We start from the raw sequence: 23,261 nt of genomic DNA, 5'->3' as shown, positions 1-23,261 counted from the left end.
TTTCCTTAGCGCAAAGGCGTTTCCGGAAGCTTTCGCCTCAATCGTGACGCCAGCCGCCGGCTCCGACCTCGACAATGCGGCCTCCGCAAGTCACCTCGACGCCCGCGCCCTCGGCGACCGCCCCGATCACCGTGAAACCGACGATCGGCGACGCGCCTGTGCACACGACCTCGTAGTCGTCGCCGCCTGAGGCCAACATGGCCAGCGCCTTCGAGCGGTCGAGCTGCGCACCGAGCCAGGCCGCCGCAGCCGGCGAAAGCGGCAGGGCGTCCAAGTCCAAGCGCAAGCTCACCTCGCTGGCGCGGGCGATGTGGCCAGCATCCGCAATCAGGCCGTCGGAGACATCAGCGGCCGCGCTTGCGCCGGCGTGCAGGTCCGCGCGCAGGTCGAGCCGCGGCGTCGGCAGTCGGAATCGCCCGGCCAGATAGCCGTCTGGATCCTCGATCTCGCCGCGCGCGGCGGCCAGCCCAAGCCAGCCATCGCCGATCACGCCCGACACCATCAGCAGGTCGCCGGCCCGCGCCCCGCCGCGCCGGATCATCCGGCCGGCTGGCGCCCAGCCCAGCATGGTCAGTGAAACGGTCAGCGGCCCGGGCGTCGAGACTGTGTCGCCGCCCAGCAGCACCAGCCCGAAGGCTTCGCCATCCTGGGCCAGACCCGCCGCAAAGCGTCGCCGTTCCGGCCACCCGTAGTGCGCAGGCCAGGCCGTCGCCAGGAAGTAGCCGTAGGGCTCGGCGCCCTTGGCCGCGAGATCGGACAGGTTCACACGCAGAAGCCGGCGCGCCACCATCTCGGGCGGCTCGCCGGGCAGGAAGTGAACCCCCTCGACCATGGCGTCCTTGGTGACGACGAGGTCGTATCCGGCTCGCGCAGGGATCGCGGCCGCATCGTCCAGCAGGTCGAAGGCCTCGGGCGCGCCCCGCGTCAGGGGGCGATAGAGGCGGGCGATCTGCCCGAACTCGTCGGGCAGATCCTCGGGCGGCTCGTCAGCCGCGGACATCGCGGGCCACCGCGTCCAAAGCGCCGTTGACGAAGCCCGCTTCAGGACCGTCGAAGAACGACTTGGTCAGCTCGACATACTCGTTGATCGCGACCTCGGTCGGCACATCCGGACGATGTGAGAGTTCGAACACGCCTGAGCGCAGAATGGCGCGCACTGTGGCGTCCAGGCGCTCGAGGCGCCAGTTCGCGGCCAGCCGGCCGGCGACCGTCGCGTCGATCTCCCGCTGATGGCCGACGACCCCGCGCACGAGGTCGGCGAAGAACGCCTCGTCGGCGGCGGCCAGGGTCGCGCCCTCGCCCTCCGGATCGCCTTCCAGCGTGCGATCGAAGCGATGGTCGGAGAACTCGCGGATCACCGCCTCGACGCCGACACCGGACACTTCCATCTGGTAGAGGGCCTGGATCGCGGCGAGGCGGGCGACGGAACGTTGGCTGCGGCTCATCAGTCTTGTCCGAGCAGTTGACGCTTGAGGCCGATCATCGCGAACGCCGCGCGAGCGGCGCCGCCGCCCTTGTCGCCCTCGCTGGCCTTGGCGCGCGCCCAGGCCTGATCCTCGTCTTCGACCGTCAGGATGCCGTTGCCGATCGCCAGACGCTTGCCGACGGTCAACTCCATGATCCCACGGGCCGACTCGTTGGAGACGATCTCGAAGTGGTAGGTCTCGCCGCGGATGACCGTGCCGAGCGCGACGTAGCCGTCATAGCGCTTGCCGGCCGGGCCCTGCCCGCCCTCCTCGGCGATGGCGATCGCGCCGGGGATCTCCAGCGCGCCGGGCACGCTCACGACTTCGTACTCAGCGCCGTGAGCGGTGATCACATCGGCGGCCGCCTTCAGCATCTCGTCGGCCAGATCGTCGTAAAAGCGCGCCTCGACGATGAGGATGCGGATTTTGTCTTCGAGCATGGGGCTCCAGTCTCTGTTTGGAGGGACCCTTTAGGCCGTTTCTCGCCAGCGGGCGAGATAGCGAGCGAGCATGTCGATCTCGAGATTGACCTTCACGCCCGATTTGAGGCGTCCGAGCGTCGTCACATCCCAGGTGTGCGGGATCAGATTCACCCCGAACACGTCGTCCTCGACCTCGTTCACCGTCAGCGACACGCCGTCCACGGTGATCGAGCCCTTTGGCGCGATGAAGCGGTGCAGGGGACGCGGGACGCGGATCTTCACGCGATGCGAGCCGCCTTCGGATTCGACCGAGATCACCTCGCCGACGCCGTCGACGTGCCCCGAAACGATATGACCGCCCAGCTCGTCGCCCACGCGGGCGGCGCGCTCCAGATTGACTCGGTCGCCTTCCTTCCAGGTCCCCAGGGTGGTCAGGCTGATCGTTTCGCCCGAAATCTCGACCGCGAACCAGTTGTCGCCCTTCTCAACGATCGTCAGGCAGCAGCCGGCGTGGCTGATCGAAGCGCCCATGTCGATCGTCGACAAATCAAAGCTGGTCTCGACCTCGAAGCGCAGGTCGCGGTTGGTTTCGCGGACGGCGCGCAGCCGGCCCACATCGGTGACAATGCCGGTGAACATTCAGATCCTCTCGTAACGCTCCCAAAGGTCGTCGCCGACCTCGCGGATTTCAACTCGGCGCAGCCGCGGCGCATCGGCCAGCGCGTCGAGGGCCAGCGCACCGATGCCCGGCCGCCCCTCCCCGCCGATCACGATCGGCGCGCGGAACCATTCCAGGCGATCGACCAGCCCGCAGCGCAGGAAGCTGCCGGCGACCTGGCCGCCGCCCTCCACGAACAGCCGCTGCAGGCCTTCCTTTGCCAAGGCTCCCACCACGTCATGCAACTCGGGCCGCTCCTCGCCGACGGCCTGGACCTGGATCACCCGAACGCCAGCGTCCACCAGACGCGGCTCGGGCGGCGTGGTCGAGACGACGTACGTCGTAACGTCTCGCGCCGTGGCCACGAGCTTGCAGTCGTCAGCAAGGCGTTGACGGCTATCCAGCACCACCCGGACCGGCTGCGGCCCGCGCCAGCCCTCCAGCCGCACGTTCAATTCGGGATCATCGGCCAGGGCGGTCTCCACCCCGACCAGAACGGCGTCGTGCTCGGCCCTGAGGCCATGCACCGCCTCACGCGCCTGCGGTCCGGTGATCCAGCGGCTTTCGCCGCGCGAGGTGGCGATGCGACCGTCGAGCGAGGTCGCCAGCTTGAGGGTGACGCTAGCGGCCATCCTCGTCGCCGTCGCTCAGGCCCTCCTGGCCCAGGAAGGTCGCGAACTCGCCGGCCTCGCGGAAGTCGCGATAGACCGATGCGTAGCGAACATAGGCCACGTCATCCAAGGTCTTGAGGTGCTTCATGATCAGCTCGCCCACCGCCGACGACGGCAGCTCGGTCTCGCCCATGCTCTCGAGCTGACGGACGATCGTCGAGATCATCTTTTCGATGCGATCAGGTTCGATCGGCCGCTTGCGGGTGGCCAGCGCGATGGAGCGGGCGAGCTTGTCGCGATCGAACGGCGTCCGACGCCCCGCGCGCTTGACGATCGTCAGCTCGCGCAGCTGCACGCGCTCGAAGGTCGTGAAACGACCTTCGCACTCCGGGCACATACGACGGCGGCGGATAGCCGCGCCGTCTTCCGACGGGCGGCTGTCCTTAACCTGACTTTCGGCGTGGCCGCAGAACGGGCACCGCATGATCTAGCCCCTTCCGGCCAACCGAACCCCTAAATACAGGGACTAGCTGTAGATGGGGAAGCGTTTCGTCAGCGCCAGCACTTCGTCGCGGACCTTGGCTTCTACGGCGCTGTTGTCGCCGCCCTGGGCCAGGCCGTCGAGGACCTCGCCGATCCAGGTCCCGATCTGGCGGAATTCTCCGGGACCGAAGCCGCGGGTGGTGCCGGCGGGCGTCCCGACGCGCAGGCCCGAGGTCTGCATCGGGGGCAGCGGGTCGAACGGAATGCCGTTCTTGTTGGTGGTGATGTGCGCGCGCTCCAGCGCCACCTCGGCGTCAGAACCCGAAACGCCCTTCGGCGTCAGGTCGACCAGCATCAGGTGGCTGTCGGTGCCGTTGGAGACGATCTTGAAGCCGGCGGTCTGCAGGCTGTCCGACAGCGCGCGGGCGTTGTCGACGACCTGGCGGGCGTACTGCTTGAACTCGGGCTTCAGGGCTTCGCCGAACGCCACGGCCTTGGCGGCGATCACGTGCATGAGCGGACCGCCCTGCAGGCCGGGGAACACCGCCGAGTCGATCTTCTTGGCCAGCTTCTTGGAGTTGGTCAGGATCATCCCGCCGCGCGGACCGCGCAGGGTCTTATGGGTGGTGGTGGTGACGATGTCGGCGTGCGGGAACGGGTTGGGATAGACGCCGCCGGCGACCAGACCCGCATAGTGGGCGATGTCGACCATGAGCAGCGCCTCGACGCTGTCGGCGATCTCCTTGAAGCGCGCGAAGTCGATGTGGCGGCTGTAGGCCGAGCCGCCGGCGATGATCACCTTCGGCTTCTCGGCCAGGGCGACTTCAGCGGCCATGTCGTAGTCGATCAGGTGATCCTGCTGGCGCACGCCATAGGCGACCGGACGGAACCACTTGCCCGACTGGTTCACGTTCTTGCCGTGGGTCAAGTGACCGCCGGCCGACAGATCCATACCCATGAAGGTGTCGCCCGGGCTCATGGTCGCCATGAACACGGCCTGGTTGGCCTGACTGCCCGAATGCGGCTGCACGTTGGCGAACTCGCAGCCGAAGATCTGCTTGGCCCGGTCGATGGCGATCTGTTCAGCCACGTCGACGACTTCGCAGCCGCCGTAGTAGCGCTTGCCCGGATAGCCTTCGGCGTACTTGTTGGTCAGGACCGAGCCCTGAACGTCCATCACCGCCTTCGACACGATGTTCTCGGACGCGATCAGTTCGATCTGATCCTGCTGGCGCTTCAGCTCGCCCGACAACACGGCGGCGATATCCTGATCGGTGTCGGCGACGCTGGCCGAGAAGAAGGCGTCTGCGGGGGCTTGGGCGTGAACGGTCATGGGCGGGCCTTTCGGGAAACCTGGGAGGCGGAATAAGGGTGAGCGCCTCGTGCTGCGCTCTTTAGCGCCATCGGACCTGCGATCCAACGGCATGGAACGATCTTCTGTGTGCAGCGTTGCAACCCCCACGGAGGGGCGCGCGCCGATGCGCCCGCTTCGCGTGTCATTGCGTTCTCAGGGGGTCCTGAATGAGTATTGAAGCCGAGCCCGAGGTGCGTTCGGGCGAGGAATTGATGCGGCTTGGGGCCGATATCGTGGCCGCCTACGTCAGTCGCAACGCTGTCGCCGCCGAGGCGGTCCCCGAGATTATCAGGTCCGTTTACGGCGCGCTCGAAGGGCTCAGCAAGGGCCCGGCGCCGGCTCCCGAAGAGAAGCCGAGACCCGCGGTCCCGGTCGGCCGCTCGATCCAGCACGACTACATCATCTGCCTGGAAGACGGCAAAAAGCTGAAGATGCTGAAGCGCTACCTGCGCTCTCGGTACGACATGAGTCCGGAGGACTATCGCCGCCGCTGGGGCCTGCCGCCCGACTATCCGATGGTTGCGCCGGCCTATGCGGCGCGCAGATCCGACTTCGCCAAGCAGATCGGCCTGGGCCGGGGCGTACGTCGAGGGAAATAGGCGGGGCGGCCTAGCCGCCCTTGCTCTCGTTTGATCAGTGAACCCGGTGGGTCTCCAGAAAATCGAACTTTGGCGGGTATGCGCCCGCCAGGCGCCGGCGGCAAGGATGAACCTTAGGCCGCCTGTCCGCCCACACGGGCGACGTTGCAGTGAACCCAAAGCTTTTCAAGGGCTTCGGCCAGCGCGTCCATCATGCCGTCGGTGTGCGCCGGCGACGGCGTAAAGCGCAGCCGTTCCGTGCCGCGCGGCACGGTCGGATAGTTGATCGGCTGCACGTAGATGCCGAAATCGGTCAGCAGGATGTCCGAGATCATCTTGCAGTGAACCGGGTCGCCGACCAGCACCGGCACGATATGGCTGACCGACGGCATGACCGGCAGGCCGGCCTTAAGCAGACGGGCCTTCAGCGCTTCGGCTCGCTCCTGGTGGGCGACGCGAACCTCGTTGTGATCCTTGAGGTAGCGGATCGAGGCCACCGCGCCCGCGGCCAGCGCCGGCGGGATCGAGGTCGTGAAGATGAAGCCGTCGGCGTAGGAGCGGATCGCATCGACGATGACCGCGTCGGCGGCGATGTAGCCGCCCATGACGCCGAACGCCTTGCCCAGCGTGCCCTCGATGATGTCGATCTCGGCCATCACGCCGTCACGCTCGGCGACGCCGGCGCCGCGGGGGCCGTACATGCCGACCGCATGGACTTCGTCCAGATAGGTCATGGCGCCGTACTTCTTGGCCAGCGCCACGGTGCCGGCCATGTCGGCGATGTCGCCGTCCATCGAGTAGACGCTTTCGAAGGCGATCACCTTCGGTGCGTCAGCCGGCGCTTCGGCCAGCAGTTGCTCGAGGTGCTCGAGATCGTTGTGGCGGAACACCCGACGCTGGGCGCGGCCGCCGGCCCGAATGCCCGAGATCATCGAGTTGTGGTTCAGCTCGTCCGAGAAAATGATCAGGCCCGGAAGGATCTTGTACAGCGTCGAGAGCGAGGCCTCGTTCGAGACGTAGCCCGAGGTGAACAGCAGCGCTGCTTCCTTGCCGTGCAGGTCCGCGAGCTCATGCTCGAGCTCAACGTGATAATGCGTGGTCCCGGAGATGTTGCGCGTGCCGCCCGAGCCGGCGCCGGCCTCGTCGATCGCCTTGTGCATGGCGTCGGTCACGATCGGGTTCTGACCCTGGCCGAGATAGTCGTTGGAGCACCAGACCACGACGTCCGATTGCCCGCCGTCCGGACGGGTCCAGGTCGCCTGCGGGAACTGCCCGCGGTGGCGCTTCAAGTCGGCGAACACCCGGTAGCGGCCTTCCGAACGGATCTGTTCGAGGGCGGTGCGGAAGGCGTTCTTGTAATCCATCGACTTGAATCCACCCGAGGCGTTCGACGATCTCGCGCCGCGGAGCGGTCCCCTTGCAATTGCCCGGCTTATCGCGCCACGGGCATCGATTGTCTACAATTCGTCATACGTAATCATTCAGATTTCGATGACGTACCGTAAGCTCGCGCGTTCAGCCGTGCAGCTCGTCTAGCCGACCGCGCAGCATCTGCAGAACTCCGGAAAAGTCCGTAGTCCCGAAGCCGAGACGGTCAAATAGGGCATAAAGTCCCTCGGCCTGAGCGCCCATCGGCGCCGCGGCGCCAGCCGTGGCGGCCGCCTGCTGGGCTAGCTTCAGGTCCTTGAGCATCATCGCCGTAGCGAATCCCCCCTGGTACCCGCGGTTGGACGGCGCGGTCTCCACCGGCCCCGGCCAGGGATAGTAGCTGGTGATCGACCAGCATTGCCCCGACGACTTGGACGCGATCTCGAAGAAGCGCTCGGGCTCCAGGCCGAGCTTCTCGGCCAGGGCGATCGCCTCGCAGACGCCCAGCATCGAAATGCCCAGGACCATGTTGTTGCAAATCTTGGCCGCCTGCCCCGCCCCGTGGTCGCCAGCGCGGATCACGGCGCGGGCCATGGGCTGGATGACCGCCTCGACATCGGCGAAGTCGGCCTCGTCGCAGCCCACCATGAAAGCCAGCGTCCCGGCGTCTGCGGCCGCCGTACCGCCGGACACCGGCGCATCGGCGAAGCGGAATCCCTCCGTCTTCGCCTGCTCAGCCACCGCCCGCGCGCTTTCCACGTCGATGGTCGAACAGTCGATCAGCAGCGCGCTCTTGGGCGCGTTGGACAGGATCTCCTCGGCATAGATCTTCCGGACATGCGGACCCGCCGGCAGCATGGTGATCACCGCGTCGGCGTCCCTGACCGCCTCGGCGACGGCGGCAGCTGGCGCACAGCCCGCCTCCGCCGCGCGTTCCAGGGCCCGGGCCGAGAGGTCGAAGGCCGCGACCTGCCTGCCGGCCTTGGCCTGGTTGGCGGCCATGCCGCCGCCCATGTTCCCCAGTCCTATGAACGCGATACGCATGGCAGGTCCTTAGTTGGGCTTCTGGAACTTGTAGACGAACTGGTCGGTCTTCCCACGGATCGCCGGGTCGAAGACGTTGGCCGTATGCGGGTCCGCCGGGTTGCGCAGCACCGGGCTTTCGCCGACGAACTTGAAGCCCGCCGCCTCGATCTCGCGGCGCGCGATGGCCGGATCGATGCGGTGCAGCGTATCGGCGACTTCTATCGGCGAACCTGCCGAAGCCACATGATCGATGACGAACAGCTCGCCGCCCGGCTTGAGCGCAGCATAGAGCGACCGGTTCACCGCGGGCACGTCGAGCTTCAAGCTCTTAAGGTGGAAATCGTGATAGTTCTGGGCCGTGAAGATGACATCGACCGGCTCCGGGAAACCCAGCGAAGTCGGGGTCAGGGCGACGACATGGACGTTGCCCTTCTCCATCGCCTTGGATTCTTCGAGATCATTGGCCGGCACGCCCGCATAGACCTTGCCGGTGGGCCCCACCGCAGCGCTCAGCAGCCGCGTGAAATAGCCGCCGCCCGGCAGCAGCTCGCCGACGGTCTGACCGGTTTCAATTCCGGCGAACTCCAACACTTCCGAAGGCTTACGGGCGTCATCTCGCGCACGATCGGCGTCAGTTCGGCCGCTGTCCGCCACCGCGGCGGCGACGTTCGGCGGCGGCTCCGCGTAGGCTCCGGATACGAAGAGCGACAAGGCCGCGCCTGCGGCCAGCAACAGCTTGCGAGTCATTGCCTTCCTCCCTCGGCGGTTCGATCACCGACCGCCGTTATCGGCTAAGGTAGAGGCGACCACTCCTCTGCGGAAGCAAGCGGCGCAAAAATCTCGTCGAGCATCGCTTCGGTGACGCCCTCGGCGCTCGCAGGGTTCCAGCGGGGCGCATTGTCTTTGTCGACGATGACCGCACGCACGCCCTCGATGAAGTCGTGGCGCTGCACGACGCGGGCGCCGATACGGTATTCCATCGTCATGTTTTCGGCGAAGGACTCCATCTTCCCGCCGAGACGCAGCTGGCGAAGCGCCACCTTCATGGTCTGCGGCGATTTGGTCGCCATCACCTTGAGCTGCTCGGCCGCCCATTCGGTCCCCGCGGCCTGCAGCCCGACCAGGATTTCCTCCAGCGTCCCGGCACCGAAAATCTTGTCGATCTCGTCCTGGTGCGCGGCCAAGGGCGGGCGACCGGCGTCGCCCTCATACTCGGTCAGCAAGCCGTCGATGGCGGCCGGATCGGCGACGATCGCCGCCTTCAGCGCCTCGACCTTGCCGCTCTCGACGAAGTCGGTGGCGACGCCGATCAACTCGCAGTCGGCGGCCTTGATGCGCCCGCCGGTCAGCGCCAGCCAGGTTCCGATATGGCTGGGCATGCGCGGCAGGAACCACCCCCCGCCGACATCCGGGAAGAGACCGATGCCGGTTTCAGGCATCGCGAAGGTCGTCCGCTCGGTCGCGACGCGATAGCCGGCCGGCATCGCCAGGCCGACACCGCCCCCCATGGTGACGCCGTCCATGATGACCACCACCGGCTTGACGTACTCGAACAGCAGGTGGTTCAGGCGGTACTCGATGAAGAAGAACTCGCGGGCGTCCTTGCCGTCAGAGGCCCCGCTCTCGGCCAGCATCCGGATGTCGCCGCCGGCGCAGAAGCCCCGCTCTCCGGTATGGTCCATCAGCACCAGCTTGACCGCCGGATCGTCACGCCACGCCGCCAGGGCGTCGGTCATGGCCTTGCACATCGCCGTCGTCAGGGCGTGCAGCGCCTTGGGCCGGTTGAGCGTGATCCGCCCGACTTCACCTTCGACGCGGATCAGGACTTCGTCGGTCATTGCCGGAACATCTCCCGGGCGATGATCACCCGCATGATTTCATTGGTGCCTTCGAGGATCTGGTGGACCCGCAGGTCGCGCACGACTCGCTCGAGCGGATAGTCTTTCAGATAGCCGTAGCCGCCGTGAAGCTGCAGCGCCTGGTTGGCGACGTCAAAGCCGGCGTCGGTGGCGAAGCGCTTGGCCATGGCGCAGTACTTGGTGGCTTGCGGGTCGCGGTTGTCGAGGGCGTTCGCAGCCCGACGCACCATCAGCCGCGCCGCCTCCAGTTCGGTCGCCATGTCGGCGATCTTGAACTGCAGCGCCTGGAAGTCCGCGAGTTGTTTCCCGAACTGCTTGCGCTCGGTCATGTAGGCCTGGGCCGTATCGAGCGCGAACGCCGCCCCGCCGAGCGAGCAGGAGGCGATGTTCAGCCGCCCGCCGTCAAGACCCATCATCGCAAAGCGGAAGCCCTCGCCTTCCCCGCCGATCCGATTCTCGACCGGGACCCGGACGTTGTCGAAATTGACCTGGGCTGTCGGCTGGGCGTTCCAGCCCATCTTCTTCTCCTGGGCGCCGAACGAGAGCCCTGCCGTTCCGTTCTCGACCACGATCGCCGAGACGCCCTTGGCGCCCGGCTCGCCCGTCCGCGCCATGACGACGTAGAGATCGGAGACCCCGCCGCCGGAAATGAACGCCTTGGAGCCGTTGAGCACATAGTGATCGCCATCCAGCGTCGCTGTCGTGCGCAGGGCCGCGGCGTCGGAGCCGGAGCCCGGCTCGGTCAGGCAATAGCTGGCGATCAGCTCCATGGTGGTGAGCCGCGGAAGGTACTTCCGGCGCAAGTCGTCGGAGCCGAAGCGATCGATCATCCACGACGCCATGTTGTGGATCGTCAGATAGGCCGCAACCGACACGTCGCCATAGCTCAACGCCTCGAAGACGATGGAGGCGTCCAGGCGCGTAAGGGCCGAGCCGCCGACATCCTCGCCGATGTAGATTCCGGCGAAACCAAGCCCGGCGGCCTTGCGCAGAACGTCCGTCGGGAAGTGCTTGTCCTCGTCCCAGCGCGCCGAGTTAGGGGCAAGTTCGGCCTCGGCGAACGCCTGGGCGGCTTCCTGTATTGCGCGTTGATCGTCGGAGAGGGTGAAATCCATTCGCTCGAACCCAGGTTTGAGAGGCTGACTTGAGCAAGTCGCTCCGCTGGCGCAACCTGTCAACGACGTGACGCGCGGGGGCGTGTCTTTCTCGGGGTCTTACGCATGGCGGTCCAAGCGGGCAGCGGGCGCATCGGAGAGTCGGCGCGCAATCTCGCCTTCATCAACTACGCCCTGTTGTTCTCTGCGGTGTTCTTCGCCGGGGTGCCGGCGCTGATCGCGGCGATCATCGCCTATTCCCAGCGCGACGACGCGCCGCCGCCGATCGGCTCGCACTACAGCTTCCAGATCCGGATCTTCTGGGTGGCGTTCGTGATCGCGCTGACCGCGGGCCTCTGTTTTCTCGGAGCCATGGTCAGCATCGCCGGTGAGCTGTTCCAGGTCACCCGCCTGGAAGGATGGAAGGTCCCCGACCAAGTTCAGGTCCGGCTCTCTGACGTGACGGTCGATCGAACGCTGATCGTCCTTTTCGCCGGCACAGGGCTCTTTTCCGCGATCGGCGGCCTCTGGCTGGTGTTCGCGCCGGCTCTGGGCTTCATCAGGCTTGCGTCGGCGCAGGGGATGGGCCACAGCGCGCGCTCATGAGCATGCCCCCCCTCGCCGCCTACCCCGCCCTGCGTCTTCGTCGCTTGCGCCAGGCTGACTGGGTCCGACGCCTCGTCCGCGAAAGCGTTCTCACCCCCGCCGATCTGATCTGGTCGATGGTCGTCCACGAGGGCGAGGGCGAGGTTCCGGTCGCCTCGATGCCGGGGGTCTCGCGCATGTCGGTCGAGCTGTGCGCCCAGGCCGCCGTCGAGGCCCGCGAGCTGGGCATTCCGGCCATCGCCATCTTCCCGCACATCGACGGCGCCAAGAAGGACGCCTCCGGCTCGCTGGCCGCCGATCCGAACGGCGTCGTCTGTCGCGCCGTGAAGGCGATGAAGGCGGCCGCCCCCGAGGTCGGCATCATGTGCGACGTCGCCCTCGACCCGTTCACCGACCACGGCCACGACGGCGTCATCGAAGACGGCAAGATCGCCAACGACGCCACCATCGATCGCCTGGTCGAACAGGCCCTGGTCCAGGCGCGGGCCGGCTGCGACATCCTCGCCCCGTCGGACATGATGGACGGCCGCTGCGGCAAGCTGCGCGCGGCGCTGGAGGCCGAGGGCCTGCAGGACGTGATGATCATGTCCTATGCCGCCAAGTTCGCCTCGGCCTTCTACGGCCCTTATCGCGACGCCATCGGCTCCGGAAAACTCGGCACCGCCGGACCGGCGGACAAAAAGACCTATCAGATGGACTCGGCCAACACCGAGGAGGCTCTGCGCGAGGTCGCCCTCGACATCGCCGAAGGCTCCGACATGGTCATGGTCAAGCCGGGCATGCCCTATCTGGACATCGTCAGCCGCGTGGTCCGCGAGTTCAACATGCCGACCTTCGCGTTCCAGGTGTCGGGCGAGTACGCCATGATCATGGCCGCCGCCCAGAACGGCTGGATCGACGAGGAGCGCGCCATCCTGGAAAGCCTGGGCGCCTTCAAGCGCGCCGGCGCGGCCGGGATCATCACCTACTTCGCTCCGCGCGCCGCGCGGATGCTGGGGGCGTGAAAGCCGTCGAGATCGTCGCCGGCGTCATCCGTGATCATGGCGGCCGGGTGCTGACCGTGCGCAAGCGCGGCACGACGGCGTTCATGCTGCCCGGCGGCAAGCGCAACCCCGGCGAAGCCGACATCGACACGCTGTCGCGCGAGCTGGGCGAGGAGCTCGGCTGCGACCTGATCAGCGCCGAGCACCTGGGCACCTACGACGCGCCGGCCGCCAACGAGCCAAACACCCGTGTCTACGGCGCGATCTACCTGGCGCAAGTCGCGGGCGGCGTGCTGCCCAAGGCCGAGATCGAAGAACTGCTCTGGATCGAGCCGAAGTCGCCGCCCAGCGTGCGGCTGGCGCCGCTGCTGGAGCGGCAGGTGCTGCCGCGGCTGGGCTGACACCTGCCTCAAACGCGCTAGTCCTCGACCTCGCGACTGAGAAATAGGGCGAACTCCCCCTCCGTCTCCGTTCCATCGTAGAGCGTCAGGTCAAAGCCCGTGACCTGGAATTCCAGCGCCTTGTACGCCTCTATGGCTGGCGTGTTAACGCTGCTCGCCTCCAGCCAGACATGGCGTGCGCCAAGGCCCCGCGCGTGCGCCACCACCACGTCGATCAGGCGGCGAGCCACCCCCTGCCCGCGCGCCGGCGTATCCACATAGAGGTGCCACAGCGCCAGGCGCCGATTCCACTCCTGGAAGCCGGCCGCCGCAAACCCGCACAGCGTTCCGTTGCGAACAGCGACCCAGGCCGTCTCCCAGGCGCGTTCGACATCCCGCAGATCGTCGAGCGGCAGCACCTTCTCGACCGCCGCGCCATAAGGAAGAAACTCGATACCGTGTTCACCGCGGATCGGCGCAAGGGCCGTATCGCTACGAAACGAACGATCAATGGCCTCGATCGCCTCAATGTCGTGCGGCAGCCGCGCCGGCCGAATTTCGATCACGGCTTCTCCAATCGCGCCACCAGGCTCGACGTGTCCCAACGATTGCCGCCGAGCGCCTGAACCTCGGCGTAGTAGCCATCGACCAGGGCGGTCATGTCGAGCTTGGCGCCGTTGGCCTGGGCCTCGTCGAGCACCAGGCCCAGGTCCTTGCGCATCCAGTCCACGGCGAAGCCGAAGTCGAAGCGGTTCTCGGCCATGGTCGCCCAGCGATTGTCCATCTGCCAGGACTGCGCTGCGCCCTTGGAGATCGCCGCGGCGACCTCCAGCGGGTCCAGGCCCGCGCGCTTGGCGAAGTGCATGCCCTCGGCTAGGCCCTGGACGACGCCGGCGATGCAGATCTGATTGACCATCTTGGTGAGCTGCCCGGCGCCCGGACCGCCCATCAGCCGCGTCGCCTTGGCGAAGGCGGCGATCACCGGTTCGGCGCGGGCGAAAGCGGCTGGATCGCCGCCGCACATCACCGTCAGCTGACCGTTCTCCGCCCCGGCCTGACCGCCGGAAACTGGCGCATCGATGAACCAACGGCCGCCCTGCCCGGCCACCTCCGCCATCTCGCGCGCGACCTTGGCGGAGGTGGTGGTGTGATCGACGACAATCCCGCCCGCGGCCATGGCCGGTAGCGCCTGGGCGACGACGCCGCGCACGTCGTCGTCATTACCGACGCAGAGGAAGACGATCTCCGCGCCCGCCGCGGCCTCGGCCACAGTCGCCGCCGCCGCTCCGGGATGCTGGGCGGCCCAGGCCTGCGCCTTCTGAGGGCTGCGGTTGAACACGGTCACCTCGTGGCCCGCCTTCGCCAGGTGTCCGGCCATCGGAAAGCCCATGACACCCAAGCCCACGAACGCGACTTTCATTCCAACTTCCTTCTTAAGCTCAACGCCATCTTAACGGCCTCCCGCGCAGTTTGCCGGGAAATCAGGGCTTCCGAGGTAGAACACCATGGCGATGGGCGAAGCGCCTATCCTGATCAAGAAGGTCAAGAAAGGCCACGGGCACGCCCACCACGGCGGCGCCTGGAAGGTGGCCTATGCCGACTTCGTCACCGCGATGATGGCCTTCTTCCTTCTGATGTGGCTGATCAACACCACGAGCCCTGAGCAGAAGCGCGGCATCGCCGACTACTTCGCCCCGGCCAGCGTCTCGGAGAGCACTTCCGGTTCCGGGGGCATCCTCGGCGGAACGGCGCTCGGCGACGACGGCGCCATGGCCGCCGGTTCGCAGTCGATGATCGAGGAAATGGCGCCTGAGTCGCGCAACCCGAACGACGGCACCCAGACCGACGCCGCCAAGGAGATGGCCCGCGAGGCCTCGACGGAAGCCCTGCGAGAAGCGGTGCTGCAACGCGAGCAGGCCGCCTTCGCCTCGGCCGCGGCGTCGCTGCGCCAGGCGCTGCAGGACATGCCGGAACTGGCCGAGCTGTCGAAGAACATCCTGATCGACGTGACGCCCGAGGGCTTGCGCATCCAGCTGGTCGACCAGGAAGGTCGTTCGATGTTCGCCAACGGCCGCACCGAACCCAACGACCGCGCCAAGCTGCTGCTGCGGGCCGTAGCCCGCGTGGTCAATCAGCTCCCGAACCGCATAAGCGTTTCCGGCCACACCAGCATGTCGCCCAACGGCGTGAAGGCTGACGGCGACTGGCAGCTGTCGGCCGGTCGCGCCGACGCCTCTCGCCGGGTCCTGCAGTCGGCCGGCGTTGATCCGGATCGCGTCTATCAGGTTTCAGGCAAGGCCAACTCAGAACCGCTGTATCCTGACGATCCGACCCTGGCCGGAAACCGGCGCATCGCCATCGTGCTGTTGCGTGAGGCTCCCGTCCTGCCGCCCGATCACGGCCTGCAATAAGGAGTTCGCTTCACCGACGCATGGGACCTTGCGCCCGAGCTTCCCATGACGCCTAATCGGCCCAGGCGCCCTGTTTCGAGAGCGGTCCGTGACGCAGCACTTCCCGACGCGACAGCTCAGGTTCTTTCTGACCGCGCCCAGTCCGTGCCCTTACCTGCCGGACCGACACGAGCGTAAGGTCTTCGCGCATCTGCCGCTGTCCGACGGCGCCAACGTCAACGACAGCCTGACCCAGGTCGGCTTCCGTCGCTCCCAGAACATCGCCTATCGCCCAGCTTGCGAAAGCTGTTCGGCCTGCGTCTCGGCCCGAATCCCGGCCAGCGAATACGAGTTCTCGCGCTCCGAGCGACGGGTCCTGAACCGGAACGAAGACCTCGAACGCCACCTGGTCGAGGCCGAGGCGACGATGGAGCAATTCGACCTGCTGCGCCGCTACCTGACCACCCGGCACGCCGACGGCGGCATGGCCGAGATGACCTGGCCCGACTATGTCGCCATGGTCGAGGACACCGCCGTCCGCACCCACATCATCGAATACCGGCTGCGCTCGAAGGACGGCGGCCCGGGCGACCTGATCGCCTGCGCGCTGGTCGACCTGATGAACGACGGGCTCAGCCTGGTTTACTCGTTCTACGACCCGACGCTGGCCCGGCGCAGCCTGGGCTCGTTCATGATCCTGGACCACGTGGTCCAGGCCCAGCTGACCCAGATCCCGTACGTCTATCTCGGCTATTGGGTCCGCGGCTCGGAGAAGATGGACTACAAGGTCCGCTTCTCGCCGATCGAACTGCTGCGTCCCGAAGGCTGGTCGCTGATGTCGGCCCGCGACCGGGTCCGGCCGGCGGAGGCCTGAGGCCCCCGCCACCGCGCCTCGCCGCTATTGGCGGGCCATCGCGAGCTTCATGCGATCCTCGGCCGTGATCAGGTGGCTGTGATCGTCGTCGCCAATATCGATCTGCACCCAGTGGATCTTGCCAATGAAGCTGTTGCCCGTGACGCCGTATTCCGGTGAGGCCGGCGAACCGGTGTCAGCCCCCACGTCACAGGCCTCGTCGGCGGAATAGCCCATCGGCTGGGTCTTCTCGACCCGCCCCTTGCCCACCGGCTTGCCGTCGAAGAACAAGGTGACGTCGCCGCCCTTGGCCAGACCGCCGCCATCGTACTTGAACTCCATGCGCACCTGGTGATCCCCTGGCGGAATGGCGCTGTCGGAGCCGATGATGAAGTGCTCGATGCCGAAGAAGTTATAGCAGTACTTCAGCTTCCCATCCTTGGCGTAGAGCGTCCAACCACCGGCTGAACCGCCTTGCGTGACGATCACGCCCTCTGCGCCGGCGGACGGGATCGTGAGTTGGGCGGTGACCGAGTGCGACTTGTTCTTCAGCGTCAGGATGCAAGCTTCGGCAACCCGCATACCCTGGAACAGCAACTGGCTGTTGCCGGTGATCACCTGCGGCCTGCCGGCGATATCGGGATTGACCCGTTCGAAGCCGCGGTCGTCCAGCGGCACGACGTTGTACTTGGTCGCCTCGATCAGCCAGAGGCGCTGAAGCTCGGCGAGCTTCTTGGGCTCCTTGGCCGCCAAGTTGTTGGACTGCGTCCAGTCGTCGGGCCCGTACAACTCCCACACATCGTCGTCGAACGGCGGCGGGACGTCGGCCTTCCAGGGGGTCCGGTGGCGGGTGCAGGCGGTCCAGCCCTTATGGTAGATGCCCCGGTTTCCCATCATCTCGAAGTACTGGACCGTGTGGTTCTCGTCCGCCTTCGGGTCGGTGAAGGTCGAGACCATGCTGGCGCCTTCAAGCGGGGCCTGGGCGATGGAGTTGACAATCGTAGGTTCGGGCAGGCCGCAGACCTCCAGCACGGTCTTGGCGACGTCGATGACGTGGTGGAACTGGTCGCGGGTCTCGCCCTTGGCCTTGATCACCCGCGGCCAGTGGACGATCGTCCCGTTGCGGGTGCCGCCCCAATGCGAGGCGATCTGCTTGGTCCACTGATAGGGCGCGCACAGTGCGTGCGCCCAGCCGACCGCGTAGTGGTTGTAGGCTTCGGGCGTGCCGAACTTGTCGATCTTGCTGAGCAGGAACTCAGTGGTCTCGATGCCCGGCAGGCCGTTCAGCGTGCACATCTCGTTGAAGCAGCCGTTGATGGTGCCTTCGGCCGAGGCCCCGTTGTCGCCAATGATCAGGTAGATCAGGGTGTCGTCCATGATCCCCAGGTCGGTAATCGCGTCGATGACCCGGCCGATCTCATAGTCGGTCTGCTCCATGAAGCCGGCATAAATCTCCATCTGCTTGGTGAGTACGGGCTTCAGCGCCTCGTCCATCTCGTCCCAGGCCGGGATTTCATCGTGCCGCTTGGTCAGCACGGCGTTCTGGGGGATGACGCCAAGCTTCTTCTGCCGCTCGATCGTCTCCTCGCGCAACTTGTCCCAGCCGCCGTCGAACTTGCCCTTGTACTTGTCCGACCATTCCTTGGGGACGTGGTGCGGCGCGTGAGTGGCCCCAGGCGCATAGTACATGAAGAACGGCTTGTCGGGCATCAGCGCCTTCTGCTGGCGCACCCAGGTGATAGCGTGATCGGCGAGATCTTCGTTGAGGGTGTAGCCCTCCTCCGGGGTCTTCGGCGGCTCGACCGCCTTGGTGCCTTCGTAGAGGCCGGGATAGTACTGGTTCGCCTCGCCGCCGACGAAACCATAAAAGTGCTCGAAGCCGGAGCCCGTCGGCCATTGGTTGAACGGCCCCATCGGGGTCACTTCCCAGAGCGGGACCTCATGGCACTTGCCGAACTGGGCCGTAGAGAAACCGTTCAGCTTCAGGATCTCGGCCAACGCCGCCTTTTCCTTCGGCCGCACGCCGCTGTTGCCGGGGGCCGAGGTCGCCATTTCCGTGATCGCGCCCATGCCGACCGAGTGGTGATTGCGGCCGGTGAGCAGCGCCTGCCGGGTCGGCGAGCACAGTGCGGTCGTGTGGAAGCGGATGTACTTGAGGCCGCCGCCGGCCAGCTTCTCGAAGTTCGGGGTGTGGCAGGGCCCGCCGAACACAGACGACGAGCCGAAGCCGGCGTCGTCGACCAGGAAGATCACCACGTTGGGGGCCTGCTTGGGCGGCCGCAGCGCCTTGATCGGCGGATACTGCGTGTCCGGATCCTTGGCGTCGTAGGTCGTCAGACCGACGTGCTTCTGATCGGGGATCGGCAGGATGGTGCGGTTCAGTTGATCGTCGGCGGGCATGGTGCAAACTCCGGCTGGGACGGCCGATCCTCGACCATGCGCCGCCGGCTGAGCCTCAGGCCTTCGCCTGAGACGACAGGCAAATTCGCCCCTGCGCGGGTCGTTTCTCCCACAAATTCGGCCAGTCATCCCCAGGACGTCCCCGGCCGCGCGTCGACCCCGCTCAAGCAACTTGGTAAATAGTCGACCTGTTTCAGTGGTCTGGACTTGGCGCATGACGCGGCAACTACGCCTGAGGCTCCGGCGCCCGGCATCCTTCGCGCGTGAAGACCTGGTTCGCGGCCCATCCAACGCCCAGGCCATCGCCACGCTGGACGCCTGGCCGGCCTGGCCAGGCGGGGCGCTGGCGCTGTTCGGCCCGGCGGGCAGCGGCAAGACGCACCTCGCCCGGGAATGGGCCCAACGCGTCGGCGCCCTGGTCATGGACCGCGTCGTCCCCGATGTCTCCGCCGCCGCCGGCCGTCCTGTGCTGCTGGAAGACGTCGACCAGGGGATCGATGGCGAGGCGCTGTTTCATTTGATCAACATGGCCGGCCGCGACGGCGCCGGACTGCTGCTGACCGCGCGTGAGGCGCCGACGGCGTGGCGGGCCGACCTGCCCGACCTACGTTCGCGCCTCAACGCCCTCTTCGTCGCAGAGATCGAAGAGCCTGACGACGAAGTCTTGGAAGGCGTTCTAAGAAAATTCTTCCGCGAGCGGAGCATTCGCCCGCCCAAGGAGGTTTATCCATATCTCCTACGCCGCATGGAAAGGTCGATCCCATGCGCGCGCGAAATCGTGAAGCGGCTGGATGAAGCCGCCGATGATGAACAACGCCCCATTTCGCGCATGCTTGCGCGACAGATTCTTGAAGATGATATGGAGAATCTTGACCTTTTCGAGTGATGACTTGCGGGACCCGAAGGGCTGGTCCAGAACCAGCCCATGTCTACGGAAGCGCCCTCGATGACCTACGCCGCCCCCTCGCCGCGGCCGGCCGACGCCAGCCCGCTGGCCCTCGATCCGGAGCTGTTCGGCTCCCCCGATCGCTTCTTCAATCGCGAACTCTCGTGGCTGGCCTTCAACGAGCGCGTGCTCGACGAGAGCAAGAATCCGCGCCATCCGCTGCTCGAGCGCCTGCGGTTCCTGTCGATCTCGGCCAACAACCTCGACGAATTCTACATGGTGCGCGTGGCCGGCCTGAAGGCGCAGGCCCGCGAAGGCGTCCGCGTCGTCTCTCAGGACGGCCTGACCCCGGTCGAGCAGTTGCTCCGGGTCAACGCCGAAGCCGCCAACCTGATGGCCGACCAGCAGTCGCAGTGGCGCGGCCTGCGCAAGGAACTGGCCGGCGAAGGCCTGACGGTCGTCATGCCCGAAGAGGTCAGCCCGACCGAGAAGCAGGCCCTCGAGGAGATATTCCTGTCGCGGGTGTTCCCCGTGCTGACGCCGCTCGCCATCGACCCGGCCCATCCCTTCCCGTTCATCCCGAACCTGGCGTTCTCGATCGTCCTTAAACTGAAGGGCAAGTCGGACGGCCGGATGCTCTACGCCCTCGTGCCGATCCCGGCCCAGGTCGCGCGGTTCTGGGAGCTGCCGGCCCCGCCCAGCCGCCGCAAGCGCCCCGAGCGCCGCTTCATCAGCCTGGAGAGCCTGACCGCGCTTTTCCTCGACCACCTGTTCCCCGACAGCGACGTCGAGGCGCTCGGCGTCATCCGTCTGATCCGCGACAGCGACGTCGAAATCGAGGAAGAAGCCGAAGACCTCGTCCGCGAATTCGAAGTGCGCCTGAAGCAGCGCCGCCTCGGATCTGTGGTGCGTGTCGAGATCGAAGCGGCGATGCCGCAGGACCTGCGCTCGTTCATCGTCGAGAACCTCCACGCCAAGGACGAGGACATCATCCTCATCGACGGTCTGCTGGGCCTGGACGAGCTGTCGCAGCTCATTCCGTCGAACCGTCCCGACCTGAAGTTCAAGCCGTTCGAAGCGCGCTTCCCCGAGCGCATCCGCGACTATGGCGGCGACTGCTTCGCCGCCATCCGCGCCAAGGACATCCTGGTCCACCATCCGTTCGAGAGCTTCGACGTGGTGATCCAGTTCATCCGCCAGGCGGCCCGCGACCCCAACGTCCTGGCGATCAAGCAGACGCTATACCGGACGTCTTCGGACAGCCCGATCGTGGCCGCGCTGATCGAGGCCGCCGAGAACGGCAAGAACGTCACCGCGCTGGTCGAGATCAAGGCACGCTTCGACGAAGAGGCGAACCTGAAGTGGGCCCGCGACCTGGAACGCGCCGGCGTGCACGTCGTCTTCGGCTTCGTGGAATACAAGACCCACGCCAAGCTCTCGATGGTCGTGCGCAAGGAAGGCGACCAGCTGCGCACCTACTGCCACTTCGGCACCGGCAACTATCACCCGGTCACGGCGCGCATCTACACCGACCTGTCGCTGTTCACCTGCGATCCGGCGCTCGGCCGCGACAGCGCCAAGGTGTTCAACTTCATCACCGGCTACGCTCGCCCCGAGCACCTGGAGAAGCTGTCGCCCTCGCCGCTGACCATGAAGGCCGACCTGCTGACCTTCATCATGCGCGAGGTCCAGGCGGCCCGTGAGGGCAAGCCGGCCGGCATCTGGGCGAAGCTGAACTCGCTGGTCGACCCGGTGATCATCGACGCCCTTTACGAAGCCAGCCAGGCCGGTGTTTCGATCGACCTGGTGATCCGCGGCATCTGCTGCCTGCGCCCCGGCGTGCCCGGCCTGTCGGAGAACATCCGGGTCAAGTCGATCGTCGGACGCTTCCTGGAGCACGCCCGAATCGTCACCTTCGCCAACGGCGCGGCGATGCCCTCGGCCGAGAACCGGGTGTTCATCTCGTCGGCCGACTGGATGCCCCGCAACCTCGATCGGCGCGTAGAGTGCCTGACGCCTGTCGAGAACCCGACAGTCCACCAGCAGGTCCTGCAACAGATCATGGTGGCCAATCTGAAGGATGAAGCGCAAAGCTGGACGCTCGACGCGGACGGCCGCTATACCCGGGACCCATCATGGGACCACCCGGGCGCCTTCTCCGCGCACGAGTACTTCATGACCAACCCCAGCCTGTCGGGCCGGGGAGAGAAGGTGAAGGACATGCCGCGCGCGATTGATCATGTGGCCCCGCGCGGATAGCCGGGCGTTCCAAGGCGACCCTGGGGCGAACGCGTTTCAGGATCCGAGTTCGCGTCAGACCGCCGTCATCGACGTCGGCTCCAACTCCGTGCGCCTGGTCATCTACCGCCTGGAAGGGCGGGCGATCTGGACCGTATTCAACGAAAAGGCCCTGGCCGGCCTCGGCCGCGATCTGCCGGCGACCGGCCGCCTGTCCCCCGAAGGCGTCGAAACCGCGATGGTCGCGTTGCGGCGGTTTCGCGCCGCTCTGAGCGGCTGGAACCGCGCCGACATCTTCGCCGTGGCGACCGCCGCGGTCCGCGAGGCCTCGGACGGTCCGGCGTTCCTGGCCCGGGTCGAGATGGAGACCGGCCTGCGGCTGCGGGTGCTCTCCGGCTCAGAGGAGGCGCGGTACGCTGCGCTTGGCGTCGTCGCCGGCCAGCCTGACGCCGCTGGGGTCGTCGGCGACCTCGGCGGCTCAAGCCTTGAACTCGTGCACCTGGATCCGGCCGCGCCGCGCGACGGGATCACCTTGCCGCTAGGCCCCTTCGCGCTCGGCGCGCCCCGCCCTCTGGAGGTCGACAAGGTCCGCAAGATCATCGACGAGCGCATCAACGGCGCCGGCCTGGCCTTCCGATCCAGGGAATTCCATGCCGTCGGCGGCGCCTGGCGGAACCTGGCGCTCCTCCACATGGAGATGGCCGACTACCCGCTTCGCGTCGCCCACCAATACGAGATGAACCGCTCCGACGCCGTCGACGTCGCCCGCTTCGTCGCCCGGCAATCCAAGAACAGCCTGGAGCGCATGCAGGGGCTCTCCAAGAAGCGCTTCGACACCCTTCCCTATTCCGCGCTCGTGCTCGACGCCCTGATCGAACGTCTGGGCATCGAACGCATCGTGATCTCGGCGTACGGCCTGCGCGAGGGGCTACTGCTGGAGGCGATGCCCCCCGAAGAAGCCGCCCGCGATCCGCTCATCGAGGGCTGCGAGGCTCTGACCACGGTGCGCGGCTTGTCGGCAGACCTGGGCACGGCGCTTCACCGATGGCTGCAGCCAGCCTTCGCCCAGCTTGCCCCGGTGTTCGGCCCTCGCGAGCCCACCCTGATCGCCGCGGCCTGCCGCTTGGCCGACCTGGGCGCGCGGCTGCACCCCGACCACCGCGGCGAACTCGCCTTCGAGCAGGTCCTGCGTGCGCCGATCGCCGGCATGAACCATCCCGAGCGCGCCTTCCTGGCCAGCGCCGCGTTCGCCCGGCACTCGTCGGCGCCCAGCACCCCAGATCCGCAAACGGTGGCCAAGGTGCTGTCGACCGAGCGCCGTCAGCGCGCCCGAGCGCTCGGCTCGGCGATCCGCCTCGGCTGCGACCTGTCCGGCCGCAACGCCAGTCTGCTGGCGCATTCGAGGCTGGCGATCGACGGGGACCGACTGGTGCTTTCGGCTCAGGAAGGCTGGGGCGACATGCTGCTCGGCGAACAAACCGCCAAGCGCGCCCAAGCCCTGGCGCAGGCCCTGCGGCTGAAACTGCAGGTCGGCTGAGACCACTGCAATCAAGCTGTCATCGGCGCGTCACGCCGCTGTAGCCAATCACCACCAAGAGGACGCCCA

Annotated in this window: 24 protein-coding genes; 9 read left to right on the top strand and 15 right to left on the bottom strand. The window is 66.8% G+C overall.

What is annotated here, in order from left to right; genetic code table 11:
* Positions 1-37: 37 nt before the first annotated feature.
* Genes thiL through glyA form a run of 7 tightly spaced genes read right to left on the bottom strand, consistent with a single transcriptional unit; the run spans position 38 to position 4,973 of the window.
* Positions 38-1,000 carry a thiamine-phosphate kinase gene (gene thiL, locus AC1Q87_RS03645; protein ID WP_492607625.1) on the bottom strand — a complete coding sequence of 321 codons (963 nt, stop codon included), beginning with the start codon at positions 998-1,000 and terminating at the stop codon, positions 38-40.
* Positions 987-1,445, bottom strand: a complete 459-nt coding sequence (nusB, locus tag AC1Q87_RS03640; protein WP_267230164.1) for a transcription antitermination factor NusB — start codon at positions 1,443-1,445, stop codon at positions 987-989. The genes thiL and nusB overlap by 14 nt, the downstream gene beginning before the upstream one ends.
* On the bottom strand, positions 1,445-1,906 hold the full coding sequence (ribH, locus tag AC1Q87_RS03635; RefSeq protein WP_492607624.1) for a 6,7-dimethyl-8-ribityllumazine synthase: 462 nt from the start codon (positions 1,904-1,906) through the stop codon (positions 1,445-1,447). Before ribH ends, nusB begins: the two co-directional genes overlap by 1 nt.
* A gap of 30 nt (positions 1,907-1,936) precedes the next feature.
* Complete coding sequence (locus tag AC1Q87_RS03630) at positions 1,937-2,527, bottom strand: riboflavin synthase (RefSeq protein ID WP_492607623.1); 591 nt, start codon at positions 2,525-2,527, stop codon at positions 1,937-1,939.
* Complete coding sequence (locus AC1Q87_RS03625) at positions 2,528-3,178, bottom strand: RibD family protein (RefSeq protein WP_492607622.1); 651 nt, start codon at positions 3,176-3,178, stop codon at positions 2,528-2,530.
* The gene (gene nrdR / locus AC1Q87_RS03620) at positions 3,168-3,641 is read right to left on the bottom strand and encodes a transcriptional regulator NrdR (protein WP_492607621.1); all 474 of its coding nucleotides are present in this window, start codon (positions 3,639-3,641) and stop codon (positions 3,168-3,170) included. Before nrdR ends, AC1Q87_RS03625 begins: the two co-directional genes overlap by 11 nt.
* Before the next feature lie 42 nt (positions 3,642-3,683).
* Positions 3,684-4,973: a serine hydroxymethyltransferase gene (glyA, locus tag AC1Q87_RS03615; RefSeq protein ID WP_492607620.1), complete on the bottom strand. Its 1,290-nt coding sequence runs from the start codon at positions 4,971-4,973 to the stop codon at positions 3,684-3,686.
* 188 nt (positions 4,974-5,161) lie between these two features.
* On the opposite strand from glyA, the gene AC1Q87_RS03610 reads away from it, so the two are divergent.
* Complete coding sequence (locus AC1Q87_RS03610) at positions 5,162-5,593, top strand: Ros/MucR family transcriptional regulator (RefSeq protein ID WP_293402468.1); 432 nt, start codon at positions 5,162-5,164, stop codon at positions 5,591-5,593.
* Between the two features lie 113 nt (positions 5,594-5,706).
* Here AC1Q87_RS03610 and hemA read toward each other — a convergent pair whose 3' ends face one another.
* The 5 genes from hemA to AC1Q87_RS03585 all read right to left on the bottom strand — a co-directional run bounded on the left by hemA (position 5,707) and on the right by AC1Q87_RS03585 (position 10,940).
* Positions 5,707-6,936 (bottom strand): 5-aminolevulinate synthase, encoded by a 1,230-nt coding sequence (gene hemA / locus AC1Q87_RS03605; protein WP_492607619.1) that lies wholly within the window; start codon positions 6,934-6,936, stop codon positions 5,707-5,709.
* Positions 6,937-7,087: 151 nt separating this feature from the next.
* A complete protein-coding gene (mmsB, locus tag AC1Q87_RS03600; RefSeq protein ID WP_492607618.1) occupies positions 7,088-7,984 on the bottom strand; it encodes a 3-hydroxyisobutyrate dehydrogenase in 897 nt (298 codons plus the stop codon).
* Positions 7,985-7,993: 9 nt separating this feature from the next.
* Positions 7,994-8,713 (bottom strand): class I SAM-dependent methyltransferase, encoded by a 720-nt coding sequence (locus AC1Q87_RS03595; RefSeq protein ID WP_492607617.1) that lies wholly within the window; start codon positions 8,711-8,713, stop codon positions 7,994-7,996.
* A 44-nt stretch (positions 8,714-8,757) separates the two neighbouring features.
* Positions 8,758-9,804, bottom strand: coding sequence for an enoyl-CoA hydratase/isomerase family protein (locus tag AC1Q87_RS03590; protein WP_492607616.1), 1,047 nt, complete (start codon positions 9,802-9,804; stop codon positions 8,758-8,760).
* A complete protein-coding gene (locus AC1Q87_RS03585; protein ID WP_492607615.1) occupies positions 9,801-10,940 on the bottom strand; it encodes an isobutyryl-CoA dehydrogenase in 1,140 nt (379 codons plus the stop codon). Before AC1Q87_RS03585 ends, AC1Q87_RS03590 begins: the two co-directional genes overlap by 4 nt.
* Positions 10,941-11,045: 105 nt before the next feature.
* Between AC1Q87_RS03585 and AC1Q87_RS03580 the strand changes: the two genes are divergently transcribed.
* The 3 genes from AC1Q87_RS03580 to AC1Q87_RS03570 are packed head-to-tail and all read left to right on the top strand — an operon-like array spanning position 11,046 to position 12,909.
* Positions 11,046-11,525 carry a hypothetical protein gene (locus AC1Q87_RS03580; RefSeq protein ID WP_492607614.1) on the top strand — a complete coding sequence of 160 codons (480 nt, stop codon included), beginning with the start codon at positions 11,046-11,048 and terminating at the stop codon, positions 11,523-11,525.
* A complete protein-coding gene (gene hemB, locus AC1Q87_RS03575; RefSeq protein ID WP_492607613.1) occupies positions 11,522-12,529 on the top strand; it encodes a porphobilinogen synthase in 1,008 nt (335 codons plus the stop codon). The genes AC1Q87_RS03580 and hemB overlap by 4 nt, the downstream gene beginning before the upstream one ends.
* Entirely contained in the window at positions 12,526-12,909 is a 384-nt protein-coding gene (locus AC1Q87_RS03570; RefSeq protein ID WP_492607612.1) for an NUDIX hydrolase, read from the top strand. Before hemB ends, AC1Q87_RS03570 begins: the two co-directional genes overlap by 4 nt.
* A gap of 17 nt (positions 12,910-12,926) precedes the next feature.
* Here AC1Q87_RS03570 and AC1Q87_RS03565 read toward each other — a convergent pair whose 3' ends face one another.
* Positions 12,927-13,454 (bottom strand): GNAT family N-acetyltransferase, encoded by a 528-nt coding sequence (locus AC1Q87_RS03565; protein WP_492607611.1) that lies wholly within the window; start codon positions 13,452-13,454, stop codon positions 12,927-12,929.
* Entirely contained in the window at positions 13,451-14,308 is an 858-nt protein-coding gene (locus AC1Q87_RS03560; protein ID WP_492607610.1) for an NAD(P)-dependent oxidoreductase, read from the bottom strand. Before AC1Q87_RS03560 ends, AC1Q87_RS03565 begins: the two co-directional genes overlap by 4 nt.
* An 85-nt stretch (positions 14,309-14,393) precedes the next feature.
* Here AC1Q87_RS03560 and AC1Q87_RS03555 point away from each other — a divergent pair, with 85 nt between their 5' ends.
* Both AC1Q87_RS03555 and AC1Q87_RS03550 read left to right on the top strand, forming a co-directional pair.
* Positions 14,394-15,299, top strand: a complete 906-nt coding sequence (locus AC1Q87_RS03555) for a flagellar motor protein MotB (RefSeq protein ID WP_436061359.1) — start codon at positions 14,394-14,396, stop codon at positions 15,297-15,299.
* 88 nt (positions 15,300-15,387) lie between these two features.
* A complete protein-coding gene (locus AC1Q87_RS03550) occupies positions 15,388-16,152 on the top strand; it encodes an arginyltransferase (protein WP_492607609.1) in 765 nt (254 codons plus the stop codon).
* Positions 16,153-16,176: 24 nt separating this feature from the next.
* On the opposite strand, the gene AC1Q87_RS03545 is transcribed toward AC1Q87_RS03550, so the two are convergent.
* Positions 16,177-18,531 (bottom strand): arylsulfatase, encoded by a 2,355-nt coding sequence (locus AC1Q87_RS03545; protein ID WP_492607608.1) that lies wholly within the window; start codon positions 18,529-18,531, stop codon positions 16,177-16,179.
* A 214-nt stretch (positions 18,532-18,745) separates the two neighbouring features.
* Between AC1Q87_RS03545 and AC1Q87_RS03540 the strand changes: the two genes are divergently transcribed.
* From AC1Q87_RS03540 to AC1Q87_RS03530, 3 genes are read left to right on the top strand one after another with little or no spacing between them, the layout of a single operon-like run.
* On the top strand, positions 18,746-19,417 hold the full coding sequence (locus tag AC1Q87_RS03540; protein WP_492607607.1) for a P-loop NTPase family protein: 672 nt from the start codon (positions 18,746-18,748) through the stop codon (positions 19,415-19,417).
* A gap of 39 nt (positions 19,418-19,456) precedes the next feature.
* Entirely contained in the window at positions 19,457-21,676 is a 2,220-nt protein-coding gene (locus AC1Q87_RS03535) for an RNA degradosome polyphosphate kinase (RefSeq protein WP_492607606.1), read from the top strand.
* Positions 21,657-23,192 (top strand): Ppx/GppA phosphatase family protein, encoded by a 1,536-nt coding sequence (locus AC1Q87_RS03530; protein WP_492607605.1) that lies wholly within the window; start codon positions 21,657-21,659, stop codon positions 23,190-23,192. Before AC1Q87_RS03535 ends, AC1Q87_RS03530 begins: the two co-directional genes overlap by 20 nt.
* Positions 23,193-23,261 lie beyond the last annotated feature (69 nt).

It is taken from the genome of Phenylobacterium sp. GW823-FHT02A09 (genome assembly GCF_058797775.1).
Note: the sequence above shows the minus strand (reverse complement) of the source record. Positions and strands in the feature narration are given on the sequence as shown.